Source organism: Parvibaculum sp. (genome assembly GCF_019635935.1).
GTDB lineage: Bacteria > Pseudomonadota > Alphaproteobacteria > Parvibaculales > Parvibaculaceae > Parvibaculum.
On the sequence record NZ_JAHBYN010000001.1, the window covers coordinates 248956 to 261229 of the forward strand.

The window sequence follows — 12274 nt, forward strand, 5'->3', positions numbered from 1 at the left end:
CCCAGCAAGCCGGACCCGCTCAAAGCTTATGGGAAGTGCCGAAACCCTCGAGAAAGCTGGTCAGATTGGGGCCGAGACCGTCGCAGAGATAGCCACCTTCCTGGACCAGCACAGTGGGCAGACCAATCCGGCCGATCGTTTCGCCGATCCGCCCGAATCCGCCGGTCGTGATCGACAATCCCCCTTGCGGGTCGTCCTTGTAGGCATCGAGCCCCAGTGCAACCACAAGCGCCCCCGGCGCGAAGGCCTCAATACGGCGCAGCGCAGCCGTCAGTGCCGGCATATAGGCGTCATCGCCGGTGCCACGCGGCAGCGGCAGATTGTAATTGTATCCAAGGCCAACGCCGGCGCCGCGCTCATCGGCATGTCCCCAGAAGAACGGATAGAAGCGGACGGGATCGGCATGGATCGACACCGTGAGGATGTCGGACCGGCCATAGAACATTCCTTGCGTACCGTTGCCGTGATGAACGTCGACATCGAGAATCGCCACGCGGTCGTGGTGGCCGCGAAGCACCTGTGCCGCCACCCCCGAATTATTGACGTAGCAAAAGCCGCCGGCCATATCGGCAAACGCGTGATGACCCGGCGGCCGGCTCAGCGCATAGACCCAGGACGCGCCGTCGCGAACCATGCCGGCGGCATCCGCCGCGGCATCGGCGCTGCGTTTGATGCCTTCCCAGCTTCCCGCCGCAATCGGGCAGGCGCCGTCCGCCATGTGGTAGCCGGCTTGCGCCACTGCCGAGAGCGGGTAGGCCCCATCGCGCCGGTCCGGATGGATACCCGGCACCACTTCATCGGAGCCGCCTTCGATCCGCAGCCAGCGCTCATGGATGGTCGAAAGAAAGGCGACGTATTCAGGCGTGTGAACCGCCGAGATCGGTCCAAGACCATGATCCTTCGGCGTGACATGCTCAAGACCCGCCTGCCGCGCCGCGGCCAGCAGCCGGTCCGCCCGCTCTGGAACTTCCGGATTGGACTCGACAACGCCGTTGACGAGAAAATGACGGGGATAGTGACGCTTCTGCGCCGGGTCGAAGACAACCTTCATAGACAAGCCTCTATGCGGCAAACCCCCATGGCGATCCCGGCAGGACTCGAACCTGCAACCGACAGATTAGAAATCTGTTGCTCTATCCGGTTGAGCTACGGGATCGAGATGCCGGGCGGGCCTAGTGAGTCCAGAGTTCCTGACGGCCATATTTGAAATTGTCGGCATAGGCCTTGATCGAACGGCGCGGCGACCGGGGCTCGAAAACCCGGTAGTCGAGCCCGAGTCTTTCCGCATAGGCGATCGCTTCTTCCTTGCTGTCGAAGCGAAGCGTGACTTGCGAATTCATGTCGCCCGAACTTGTCCAGCCCATCAGCGGCTCGATCCTGCGCGCGCTGGCGGGCTCGAAATCGAGCATCCATTTTTTGGTCTTGGCCCGGCCGGACTGCATAGCCGTCTTGGCGGGTTTGTAGATGCGCGCGGCTGCCAATCGATGCCCCTGAACCATAATCCCCGTACCAACGGAGAACGTCGCGAAACTTTATTCTTATCGCCCTAAAACAGCCAGATTTGCAAGCGATAACAACATCATCGCAGGGGTCGGCGGCGCTGGACGCCCAAGTCCCGAATGCCTCCCCGAGTTCGAAGGAGCACCGGAAATGAATACCTACCTCGATCGCGAGGCCGCGACCGCGCTGCTCGCCGCACATGGCTTCAACCGGACCGACATCGAATGCGTGCTCGACCTTACGCAGTCGATCTCGCAAAGCGGGACGCCGCTCTGGCCGGCGCGCAGCGTTGAGAGGCTTGCCAGCCGCGCATGGTGGCTCGATGGTTCGGAAATCAAGACTTCGATGCCCCAGGCGGCCTGACCGCCAATCCTGATATTGGTCGGGGCGGCAAGATTCGAACTTGCGACCCTCTGCTCCCAAAGCAGATGCGCTACCAGGCTGCGCTACGCCCCGACATATCCGGCGAACACGAAGCCGCCCGATCCGGCTTGCCATACACCGGCCGCGCACCCTCCGGCAACCGCCAGGACACCTATCCTAGGCTTTTTCCTTGTGCCGCTGCATCAGCTTGAAGACTCCGGTTGCCTTCAGCACCGGCCTCGTCCCCACATAGAGCTCCGCTTCGCAGAACGCGACCGATCGTGTGGCCCGCGTAACGCGCGCCGTCCCTTCGAGCCATTCGCCCGGCCGCGCCGACGAAAGAAAGTCGCTGTTCATGCGCACCGTCAACGCAACCGTCTGTGTCTCGCGCCAGACCGCCGTACCCAGAAGGCCGTCGGCAAAAGCCATCAGCATGCCGCCATGCGTGATCCCGCGCGAATTGCAGTGGCGCTTCCGGACCCGGACGCCATGTACAAATCCCTCGTCGGTTACTTTGTGAAAAAATGGCCCGTTGTGGCTCGTGTAAGGGCCCCTGCCGGTCGACGCCACAAAGCCCGCCGGCGGATTGTCGTCTTCGCTTTCGGTCATATTGCCGTTGATTTACCCAACTGAACGGCCACCCCTAAGGGGTACGGCACGACGGCGCAATTGCCGGTTATCTAAGTGCCGGCATCAGTCGCCGGAAGGCGTATCCGGTGCGACCTCGGCCACCATCAGGCCCTTTGGGCCTTCCCCGAAACGGACCTGGACCTGCTGGCCGGGCAGCAAATCGCGGATGCCGTGCCGCCGCAGCGTCTCCATGTGAATGAAGATGTCCGGCGTACCCTCGCCACGCGTCACAAATCCGTAGCCACGCGCCCGGTTGAACCATTTGACGATCGCCGTCTCGAAATCACCGATCGGCACCACACCCGACATCGCCGAGCGGTTGGCCGGCCGCGCCGCGGCGCCCGCAGGCTTCACCGCGGTCGTCTCGTCGACATCGATCACGCGGACGGCCTGATTGCCTTTTGGACGGCGCACAACTTCGCACGTCACCGTCGCGCCTTCCTCGAGTGTGTCGATTCCCAATTGCTTGAGGCAGGACAAATGCACGAGCACGTCGTCGCGCCCGTCGTCGGGGATGATGAAGCCGTATCCTTTGACCGCATCGAACCACTTGACCACGCCGGTGACTTCAAACGACACACCGACCGAATCCGCCGAGATTTCGAACCGCTCTTCCATCCCCACCACGATCGACATCCAGACGGTCAAAACTGAAATGGCCTCAAGTATTGGCCGCTCTGGAATTTCTCACTGGTCCGTGGTTCCTCCCCAGGACCCCCCGTTTTGAATTATTGACTATAACAGTGTCGGTTAAGCATTGAAAGCGGGCCAAAAGGCCGGATTTTTGACCGTATTGCGCCGGTCTTCCTTGCCCTTGGCCGCCGCCGCATTGCATATTGGCCGCCTCACGAGGGATTCTGGCCCTGCTGGCGGATGGATGTCCTCATCTGCCCTCGAAGGTATGCGGCTTCCGATCCGAAGCCGGGCAGCCAAAGGGCTTCTGCGGCCCGACCGTCAGCAAGCAGGGGGAAGTATGGCAAAAGCGATCGGCCTGTCGGTGGCGTTGTTCGCCCTATGGCTGACATTGTCCGGGTTTTTCAAGCCGTTCCTGCTGATGCTGGGCGTTCTGTCATGTCTGCTGACGCTCTACCTGGCCTTCCGGATGAAACTGCTGGACGACGAGGCAGTGCCGATCCAGCTGCGACCCGCCCTGCTGCTCTATTGGGGCTGGCTGGGCGGCGAAATCTTCAAGTCGGCAATGGCGGTTTCCAAGATTATCTTGGCCCGCGAAATGGCGCTTCAACAGCAGCTGATTGCCGTGCCGGTCACTCAGAAAACCGATATGGGCCACGTCATCTTCGCCAACTCGATCACGCTGACCCCCGGCACCGTCACCGTCGAAACGCGGCCCGGTCTCTTTCTCGTTCACGCGCTGACGGAAAGCGCGGCGGATGCCGATGGTTTTGCCGAAATGGGCCGCCGCGTCGCCGAAATCGAGGCCCGATGAAATGACGATGCTCCTTGCAACGGCAGCCGCACTCTTCGTCGCCATGATGATGGTGCTGATCCGTCTCTTTGCGGGGCCGACCCTTTATGATCGGGTGCTGGCGGTCAACACCTTCGGCACGTTGACGGTGCTGCTCCTCGGGCTTCTGGGCTTCATTACCGAACGCCCCGACTTTCTCGACATCGCCATTCTCTATGCGCTGATAAATTTCGTTGCGACGATCGCAATTCTGAAATTCTTCCGCTATCGCGCACTCGGCCGTCGCTCACCGCTGGCCGAGGAGTGATCATGGACATCACGCTCGACCTCATTCGCGACATTGCGAGCGGCATTTCCTTCGCGGTCGGCCTCGCCTTCCTGCTGATCGGCGCGCTCGGCATGATCCGACTTCCCGACGTATGGGCGCGCGTTCATGCCGCCGGCATAATCGACACCATCGGTGCCGAACTGATCGTCTTCGGCATGATCCTGCAGGCCGGGCTCACACAGGCATCTCTCAAGCTTCTCCTGATCGGCCTCTTTCTCTTTGTCACCAGCCCGACGGCAACCCATGCCGTCGCCAACGCGGCCTTCACAGCCGGATTGCGCCCCCTCAACCTCCGAAAGAACCAATCCGCCGACGTTCTTGGCAGGGAGACGAAATCATGAGCGCCGGGCTTATTGGCATCGCCATCATCGACATCCTCCTGTTTCTCTTTCTGGTGCTGATCGCCATTACCATCGCGCGGCTGCGCAACCTGTTTGCCGTCGCCATGTTGGCGGGCGTCTTCAGCTTGCTGTCGGCCGGCCTCTTCGTAACGCTCGATGCAATGGACGTTGCCTTCACCGAAGCGGCGGTCGGCGCCGGCATCTCGACGGTGCTGATGCTCGGCACGCTGGCGCTCACCGTGCGCGAGGAAAAGCCCGTTACGCATTCGCCTTTTCTGCCGCTGCTGGTATGCGCAATCACCGGCGCCGCATTGATCTACGGCACACTCGACATGCCGCCTTTCGGTGCGGCCGACAATCCGGTGCAGACCCATGTCGCACCCTACTACCTTGAGCAAACACCGGTTGAAATCGGCATCCCAAATGCCGTGGCCGCCGTGCTTGCAAGCTATCGCGGCTTCGACACGCTGGGCGAAGTTGTCGTGGTCTTCACCGCCGCCATCGCGGTGTTGCTCCTGCTGGGCGGAGGCGGGCGGTCGGGCCGGCACGACAACGTGGCCGGCGAGCGAAAGAAGGATTGATTTCATGGAACATCATTCGATCCTTCGCGTCGTTTCGAAGCTGCTGATACCGCCAATTCTGCTCTACGCGCTCTACGTGCAATTTCACGGCGAATACGGTCCGGGCGGCGGCTTCCAGGCCGGCGTTATTTTTGCCGTCGCCTTTATTCTCTATGCGCTGGTTTTTGGCATCGAGGCCATGACCGAAATTCTGCCCCCCCGCCTGTTGCTCATCCTTTCCGCCACCGGCGTTCTGATATTCGCGGGCACCGGCGTCGTCACCATGCTGCTGGGCGACGCATATCTCGGCTACAACGCGCTCGCCGCCGATCCTCCGCACGCACAGGAATGGGGAATCGTCATCGTCGAAATCGGTGTCGGCATGACGGTTGCCGCGGTGATGATGGCAATCTTCGTCGCTTTCGCCTCGCACAATCCGCCGATCAAGGACGAGGACTGGTAATGGAGGAGCTTCTCTTCGATCTCGGGTTCGTCCTGACGCATTACAACTACTGGATGTTCGTGGTCCTGATGATGACGGGCCTCTACATCACTGTGAGCTACGGCAACCTCGTCAAAAAGATTGTCGGGCTCAATATTTTCCAGACCGCCGTCTTTCTCTTTTACGTCTCGACCGGAAAGATCGTCGGCGGCACAGCGCCCATTCTCACCGACGATCCCGACGCCGTGTACTCAAATCCGCTGCCGCATGTCCTGATCCTGACCGCGATCGTCGTCGGCATCGCGACAACAGCCCTTGCGCTGGCGCTTGTTGTGCGCATCCGCGAAACCTACGGCACGGTCGAGGAGGACGAGATCATCGCACTGGAGCATGAAATGGACGCCGCTATCGGGGGCGAACGTTGATGCTGGCCATGATTGAGGCAAACCTGCCCGCATTGCAGGTCGTTCTGCCGATGCTGGCTGCGCCGGTATGTGCCGTGCTTGGCCGGGGTACGCGCGCATGGACGCTGACAATGGCAGTGGTCGTGCTGACCTTTGCCGTCTCGGTATCTCTCTTCATCGCCACGCTGGACGGTGCAACCATTTCCTATCGAATGGGCAACTGGGCGCCGCCAATCGGCATCGAGTACCGTGTCGACATTCTCAATGCCTTTGTATTGATGGTGGTTTCGGGCATTGCCCTGTTTATCCTGCCATACGCGCGAGCGAGCATCGCCTTCGAAATTTCCGAAGAGCGGCAGCCGCTGTTTTACTCGGCGTTCCTGCTCTGCCTGACCGGCCTTCTCGGCGTCACCATCACGGGCGACGCATTCAACATATTCGTCTTCCTCGAAATTTCATCGCTTTCGACCTACGCGCTGATCGCGACCGGTGCCGAGCGCAACAAGCGTGCCCTGACCGCAGCCTACAACTACCTGATCATGGGTACGGTCGGTGCGACCTTTTTCGTTATCGGCATCGGCATGCTCTACATGGTCACGGGCACGTTGAACCTGGCCGACCTTGCGCAACGCATCGTCGACCATGGCGACAGCAGCACCCTGCGCATGGGCTTCGTATTTATCCTGATCGGTGTCGGGCTGAAGCTCGCAATGTTCCCGCTGCATCTCTGGCTGCCCAACGCCTACAGCTTTGCACCATCCGCCGTGACCGCCTTCATCGCCGCGACCGCCACCAAGGTCGCAATCTATGTGCTGTTGCGCTTCATGTTCACGGTTTTCGGCTTCGACTACGATTTTCAGGCCGCAACGCTTCGTCATGTCGTGTTGCCGCTGGCGATCGTCGCAATGTTCGCGGCCTCAATCGTCGCGGTGTTCCAGGACGACCTGAAACGGATGCTCGCCTATTCGAGCATCGCCCAGGTCGGTTACATGCTGCTCGGCCTCGCCCTCCTCTCGCATACCGGCCTCATGGCTTCGGTGATCCATTTGTTCAACCACGCCGTCACCAAGGGTGCCCTTTTCATGGTCGCCGGCTGTTATGTCTTCGCGACCGGCACGAGTTCGATTTCGAGCCTTCGCGGCATCGGCCGCGACATGCCGTGGACGACCGCGGCTTTTGTCACCGCCGGCCTGAGCCTTATCGGGCTGCCATTAACAGTCGGCTTCGTCAGCAAGTGGTATCTCGTGCTGGCGGCGCTGGAGCTGAACTGGTGGCCGGTGGCGCTGCTGATCATGGCCTCGTCGCTGCTTGCCATTGTCTACATATGGCGTGTCGTCGAGACGGCCTATCTGCAGCCGCCGCCGGAAGGCGTCCTACGCAAGGAGGCGCCGCTCTGGATGTTGCTGCCGACATGGGGTCTTGCAGCCCTCTCGGTCTTCTTCGGCACCTACGCCGCGCTCACCACCGCCGCCGCAAGCCGCGCGGCGACGGCGCTGATCAGCGCTTCCAACATGTTGTGGCAGTGAGTGCATGATATGACCCACGGCACAGTCCTCCTGCTCGCGATATTCATTCCGGCCGGCGTCACCTTCCTGATCGCCGCGCTCGGCAGCCGTCCCAACCTGCGTGACGGTGCGAGCGTGCTCGCCGCCATTGCGACATTTATTGCGGTTCTGATGCTTCTCGGGCCGGTCATGGAGGGTGCGCGGCCCGAAGTCGCGCTTTTCGAAGTGATGCCCGGTCTGCTGCTCGCCTTTTCGATAGAGCCGCTCGGCATGTTGTTCGCGGTTGTAGCGTCGGGCCTCTGGATCGTCACCGCAATTTACTCGATCGGCTACATGCGCGGCGCCGGCGAGAAGAAGCAGACGCGCTTCTACATCTGCTTTGCCATTGCGATTTCCGGCGCCATCGGCATCGCCTTTTCGGCAAATCTTTTCACGCTGTTCGTCTTCTATGAAATTCTGACGATCTCGACCTATCCCCTGGTCGCCCACAAGGAAACGCCGGAAGCGCGCGCCGGAGCGCGCACCTATCTCGCAATCCTGATGACGACCTCGATTGCCTTCCTGCTGGTCGGCATTGTCTGGGTCTGGAACATTGCCGGCACACTCGATTTCCGCGCCGGCGGCATTCTCGACGGCAAACTCGATCCGTCCTTCGCACCGTTCCTGCTGGCGCTTTTTGCCTTCGGCATCGGCAAGGCCGCGCTGATGCCCTTCCATCGATGGCTACCGGCCGCCATGGTCGCGCCGACGCCGGTTAGCGCACTTCTCCATGCGGTCGCCGTCGTCAAGGCCGGCGTATTCACCATGCTGAAAGTCGGCACTTATATCTTCGGCGTCGGCTTCCTGTCGAAAACGGGCGCGGCCGAATGGCTGATGTGGCTTGCCGCGGCCTCGATCCTGATCGCTTCCGTCGTCGCTCTGACCAAGGACGATCTGAAAGCGCGGCTTGCATATTCAACCGTCAGTCAACTCTCCTACATCACACTCGGCGTGGCGCTCGCAAACCAGATGGGTGTCATCGGCGGCTCGATGCACATCGCCACGCATGCCGTCGGCAAGATCACGCTCTTCATGTGCGCGGGCGCAATCTACGTCGCCGCTCATAAAACGAAGATCAGTGAACTCGACGGGCTCGGGCGCAAGATGCCCATCACCTTCATCGCCTTCACCATCGCCGCTCTGAGTATCATCGGCCTGCCTCCGATGGGTGGTGCATGGAGCAAATGGTATTTGATGCTCGCAAGCGCCGATGCGGGCCAGATCGCGATGATTGGCGTATTGATGCTGAGCTCGCTGTTGAACGTCGCCTATCTCTTGCCGATCCCCGCCCGTGCATTCTTCGCCGCGCCGTCTGCGATGCCCGCACATTCGCTGGGCGCCGCCGCGGCTCCCGACACCCGGATCGAGGAGGCGCCGCTCCTTTGCCTCGTGCCGATCTGCATCACGGCGATCGGCTGCATCGTGCTCTTCTTTGCGATCGGTGGTCTTTACGAATTCCTGCTCCACATTCCGATCCTGCCGGAGACGACGCCATGACCGGCCGCAACTGGATACTGCTGCTGGCCGCGCTCTGCATCGCATCGGCGCTGGCCGACCTTGCCTATGACAAACACGGCTACTTTGCCTTCGAGCATTTGCCGGGGTTCCACGGGTTCTACGCACTTGCCGCCAGCGTGGCGCTCGGGCTGGTCGCGCTCGCCGTTCGCGCATTGCTGACGCGCGACGCAAACTACTATGCGCCCGCGTCAACCGATGCCGAAGAGCATCCCGCAACCGATCTTGAGCGGGAGACGGCCGATGTTTGAATTCATGACGCCAGCGCTGGTCTATGTCGGCGCCGCATTCGCGCTGCCCTTCATTCCGAACGGGCGGTGGCGGCAATTTCTGATGATCCTGACGCCGTTTGCCGGCGCGGCGATGTTCTGGGACCTGCCGCACGGGACTTATGGCAATTTCAACCTGATGGGCATGCATATCGGCCTGATGCGGGTCGATGCGCTCTCCTACATTTTTGGTCTCGGGTTCTCGCTCGCAGCCCTGATGGTCGTCATTTATGCGTGGCATATCCGCGACACGGTCCAGCAGGTTGCCACATTGCTCTATGCGGGCTCCGCCATCGGCGCGGTCTTCGCCGCCGACCTCGTCACGCTTTTCATCTTCTGGGAAGGCACGGCCATTGCCTCGGTCTTCCTGATCTGGGCCCGTCGCACCGAGGGCGCCTATGCCGCGGGCATGCGCTACCTGATCGTCCAGGTCGGGTCCGGCGTCATCCTGCTCGCCGGCATCATCCTTCTCTATCGCGAAACCGGCTCCGTCGCTTTCCGTGCGATGGAGCTTGGCGACGCCGCCACCTGGGCGATCCTGCTCGCCTTCGGTATCAAATGCGCCTTCCCGTTGCTGCACAACTGGCTGCACGACGCTTACCCGGCCGCGACCGTCACCGGCACAGTGATCCTCTCGGCTTTCACCACCAAGCTGGCGATCTATGCCCTCGCGCGCGGCTTTCCCGGCACCGAAATCCTGATTTATGTCGGCGTCGCGATGGCTCTATTCCCCATCGCATACGCACTCGTCGAGAACGAGCTGCGGCGCGTATTGACATACGCGCTCAACAGCCAGCTCGGCTTCATGGTCGTCGGTATCGGCATAGGCACGCCGCTTGCCATCAACGGCGCCATCGCCCACGCACTCAGCAGCATCTTCTATCAGGCGCTTCTCTTCATGAGCATCGGCGCCGTCCTCTTCCGCATTGGTTCGTCGCGCGCATCCGATCTCGGCGGCCTCGCGCGACAGATGCCATGGACCGCGCTATTTTGCATTGTCGGTGGCCTGTCGATCGCAGCTCTGCCGGCGACCACGGGCTTCGTGTCGAAATCCCTGGTCTTGAGCGCCGCCGGCTATGGCGGCCTCTACCTTGTCTGGCTGGCGTTGATTGCCGCCAACGCAGCCGCGGTCCTGCACACCTCGATCCGCGTTCCCTTGAGCGCCTTCTTCGGGCCGGACCGCGGATTGCGCGCCAAGGAAGCGCCGTCGCATATGCTGATCGCTATGACGCTCGCCGCGGCGATCACCATTGGCATCGGCGTCTACCCAGATCCGCTTTATGCGTTGCTCCCCAACGATGTCGCCTATGAGCCTTACACGCTTTCGCATCTGGTCACACAGCTCCAACTCGTCCTGTTTGCGGCGCTCGCCTTTGCCTTGCTGATGAAGGCCGGCTTCTGGTCCGCGCGGTCCCGCACCATCCTTCTCGACACCGATTGGCTCTATCGTCGCCTGCTGACATCCGGCCTCGGCCTCGTTTCGGTGTATGGCGGCGGAATGTGGCGCTGGGCGGTCGTCGTCGGCCAGCACCGCCTCGACCATTTCCTGAGCGGTGTCTATCGCGCTCATGGGCCCCAGGGCATTCTGGCCCGCACGTGGCCCACAGGCTCGATGGTGCTCTGGATCGCCATCCTGCTTGGCACAACGCTGGTCCTGACCTACGTATAGAGGCCGCGCAACGAAGGAGACGTCCCGATGGAAATGTCCGGCGAATACAGGATTCCCGCATCCCGCGAGGACGTCTGGACGGCGCTCAACGATGCCGACGTGCTGCTGAAGTCGATCCCCGGCGCGGAGTCGGTTGCCAAGATCGCCGACGACGAGTTCGAAGCGGTCGCCAAGGCCAAGGTCGGCCCGGTCAGCGCCCGCTTCAAGGGCAAGGTCAAACTGACCGACATCGACCCGCCAAACGGCTACACGATTTCCGGCGAAGGCAATGGCGGCGCGGCCGGTTTCGCCAAGGGTTCGGCGAAAGTCACCCTGACCGAAGCCGAGGGCGGCGGCACCATTCTCGCTTATTCGGTCAGCGCCCAGGTCGGCGGCAAGCTGGCCCAGATCGGCCAGCGCTTCATCGACTCGACGGCCTCGAAAATGGCCGAGGAATTCTTCGGCAATTTCTCGGCGCTCGCCGGCGGCTCGAAAATCGTCGCCCCCTCCGGCGAACTTCCCGAATTGGTCGACGAAATGGCGCATGGCATCCCGACCAAATCGCCGGACCGCGACGCGATCTCGCCGACCGGCGTACCCCTCGTCCCTGACGAAGAGGCAGGCTTAAGCCTCTCGCCCTGGGTCTGGGGCCCGGCGGTCATCCTGGTTCTGGTCGTCCTGGTCTGGATCTTCGGCCTCTGATCCGGCCCGCCCGCGCTTGACCTCGCGCGACCGAGAGCCGAGACTCCGTTAAACGGCCTCACGCGGCGGAAAACCCCCGGCAATACGAATTCGAGGCCATACATAATTCAGGGAGATTGCGCATGCCTGTTGTCGCCATGACCGTCAACGGCAAGCCTGCAAGCGCCGATGTCGAGGCGCGGACGCTGCTTGTCCAGTTTATCCGCGAACAACTGGGCCTCACCGGCACCCATGTCGGCTGCGACACCAGCCAATGCGGCGCCTGCGTGGTGCATGTCGACGGCCGCGCGGTCAAATCCTGCGCAATTCTCGCCGTTCAGGCCGAAGGCGCCGAAATACTGACAGTCGAGGGTCTGGCGAAGAACGGCGAATTGCATCCGGTACAACAGGCCTTCCGCGAACATCACGGCCTTCAATGCGGCTTCTGCACGCCCGGCATGATCATGACCGCCGTCGATCTGATCCGCCGCAAGCCGAACCTCGATGAAAAGACGGTGCGCGAGGAGCTGGAGGGCAACATTTGCCGCTGCACCGGCTATCACAACATCGTGAAAGCTATCCTCGCCGCATCGCAGGAGATGCGCTGAACGACGCGACCACGG

At 61.7% G+C, this 12274-nt stretch carries 17 protein-coding genes and 2 tRNA genes; 13 read left to right on the top strand and 6 right to left on the bottom strand.

The genetic code is table 11. The annotated features are described in order from the left end of the window. Window positions 1-19 precede the first annotated feature (19 nt). The 3 genes from KF719_RS01260 to KF719_RS01270 form a co-directional block, all read right to left on the bottom strand. On the bottom strand, window positions 20-1051 hold the full coding sequence (locus KF719_RS01260) for a histone deacetylase family protein (protein ID WP_293506417.1): 1032 nt from the start codon (window positions 1049-1051) through the stop codon (window positions 20-22). 28 nt (window positions 1052-1079) lie between these two features. Beyond that, window positions 1080-1156 (bottom strand) — tRNA-Arg (locus tag KF719_RS01265). A gap of 16 nt (window positions 1157-1172) precedes the next feature. After that, window positions 1173-1481, bottom strand: a complete 309-nt coding sequence (locus KF719_RS01270; protein ID WP_293506419.1) for an ETC complex I subunit — start codon at window positions 1479-1481, stop codon at window positions 1173-1175. Window positions 1482-1650: 169 nt separating this feature from the next. On the opposite strand from KF719_RS01270, the gene KF719_RS01275 reads away from it, so the two are divergent. Continuing rightward, window positions 1651-1863: a hypothetical protein gene (locus KF719_RS01275; RefSeq protein WP_293506421.1), complete on the top strand. Its 213-nt coding sequence runs from the start codon at window positions 1651-1653 to the stop codon at window positions 1861-1863. 16 nt (window positions 1864-1879) lie between these two features. On the opposite strand, the gene KF719_RS01280 is transcribed toward KF719_RS01275, so the two are convergent. The 3 genes from KF719_RS01280 to KF719_RS01290 form a co-directional block, all read right to left on the bottom strand. Further along, window positions 1880-1956 (bottom strand) — tRNA-Pro (locus tag KF719_RS01280). 84 nt (window positions 1957-2040) lie between these two features. Continuing rightward, window positions 2041-2472 carry a PaaI family thioesterase gene (locus KF719_RS01285; RefSeq protein WP_293506423.1) on the bottom strand — a complete coding sequence of 144 codons (432 nt, stop codon included), beginning with the start codon at window positions 2470-2472 and terminating at the stop codon, window positions 2041-2043. 84 nt (window positions 2473-2556) lie between these two features. Then, complete coding sequence (locus tag KF719_RS01290; protein WP_363317999.1) at window positions 2557-3141, bottom strand: cold shock domain-containing protein; 585 nt, start codon at window positions 3139-3141, stop codon at window positions 2557-2559. A 325-nt stretch (window positions 3142-3466) separates the two neighbouring features. Between KF719_RS01290 and KF719_RS01295 the strand changes: the two genes are divergently transcribed. The 12 genes from KF719_RS01295 to KF719_RS01350 all read left to right on the top strand — a co-directional run bounded on the left by KF719_RS01295 (window position 3467) and on the right by KF719_RS01350 (window position 12259). Continuing rightward, a complete protein-coding gene (locus KF719_RS01295) occupies window positions 3467-3940 on the top strand; it encodes a Na+/H+ antiporter subunit E (protein ID WP_293506425.1) in 474 nt (157 codons plus the stop codon). A gap of 7 nt (window positions 3941-3947) precedes the next feature. Further along, window positions 3948-4226: a monovalent cation/H+ antiporter complex subunit F gene (locus tag KF719_RS01300; protein ID WP_293506427.1), complete on the top strand. Its 279-nt coding sequence runs from the start codon at window positions 3948-3950 to the stop codon at window positions 4224-4226. Window positions 4227-4228: 2 nt separating this feature from the next. Then, entirely contained in the window at window positions 4229-4588 is a 360-nt protein-coding gene (mnhG, locus tag KF719_RS01305; protein ID WP_293506429.1) for a monovalent cation/H(+) antiporter subunit G, read from the top strand. Beyond that, complete coding sequence (locus KF719_RS01310) at window positions 4585-5169, top strand: DUF4040 domain-containing protein (protein ID WP_293506431.1); 585 nt, start codon at window positions 4585-4587, stop codon at window positions 5167-5169. The genes mnhG and KF719_RS01310 overlap by 4 nt, the downstream gene beginning before the upstream one ends. Window positions 5170-5173: 4 nt before the next feature. Next, window positions 5174-5611 carry a Na(+)/H(+) antiporter subunit B gene (locus KF719_RS01315; RefSeq protein ID WP_293506433.1) on the top strand — a complete coding sequence of 146 codons (438 nt, stop codon included), beginning with the start codon at window positions 5174-5176 and terminating at the stop codon, window positions 5609-5611. Beyond that, window positions 5611-6015: a cation:proton antiporter subunit C gene (locus tag KF719_RS01320; RefSeq protein WP_293506435.1), complete on the top strand. Its 405-nt coding sequence runs from the start codon at window positions 5611-5613 to the stop codon at window positions 6013-6015. The genes KF719_RS01315 and KF719_RS01320 overlap by 1 nt, the downstream gene beginning before the upstream one ends. Then, window positions 6015-7520 carry a monovalent cation/H+ antiporter subunit D family protein gene (locus KF719_RS01325; protein ID WP_293506437.1) on the top strand — a complete coding sequence of 502 codons (1506 nt, stop codon included), beginning with the start codon at window positions 6015-6017 and terminating at the stop codon, window positions 7518-7520. The genes KF719_RS01320 and KF719_RS01325 overlap by 1 nt, the downstream gene beginning before the upstream one ends. Window positions 7521-7529: 9 nt before the next feature. Then, window positions 7530-9035, top strand: coding sequence for a monovalent cation/H+ antiporter subunit D family protein (locus KF719_RS01330; RefSeq protein WP_293506439.1), 1506 nt, complete (start codon window positions 7530-7532; stop codon window positions 9033-9035). Further along, window positions 9032-9304: a hypothetical protein gene (locus KF719_RS01335; RefSeq protein WP_293506441.1), complete on the top strand. Its 273-nt coding sequence runs from the start codon at window positions 9032-9034 to the stop codon at window positions 9302-9304. The genes KF719_RS01330 and KF719_RS01335 overlap by 4 nt, the downstream gene beginning before the upstream one ends. Then, window positions 9297-10991, top strand: coding sequence for a Na(+)/H(+) antiporter subunit D (locus KF719_RS01340; RefSeq protein WP_293506443.1), 1695 nt, complete (start codon window positions 9297-9299; stop codon window positions 10989-10991). Before KF719_RS01335 ends, KF719_RS01340 begins: the two co-directional genes overlap by 8 nt. A 27-nt stretch (window positions 10992-11018) precedes the next feature. After that, window positions 11019-11672 carry a carbon monoxide dehydrogenase subunit G gene (locus KF719_RS01345; protein ID WP_293506445.1) on the top strand — a complete coding sequence of 218 codons (654 nt, stop codon included), beginning with the start codon at window positions 11019-11021 and terminating at the stop codon, window positions 11670-11672. Between the two features lie 122 nt (window positions 11673-11794). Then, on the top strand, window positions 11795-12259 hold the full coding sequence (locus KF719_RS01350) for a (2Fe-2S)-binding protein (protein ID WP_293506447.1): 465 nt from the start codon (window positions 11795-11797) through the stop codon (window positions 12257-12259). Window positions 12260-12274 lie beyond the last annotated feature (15 nt).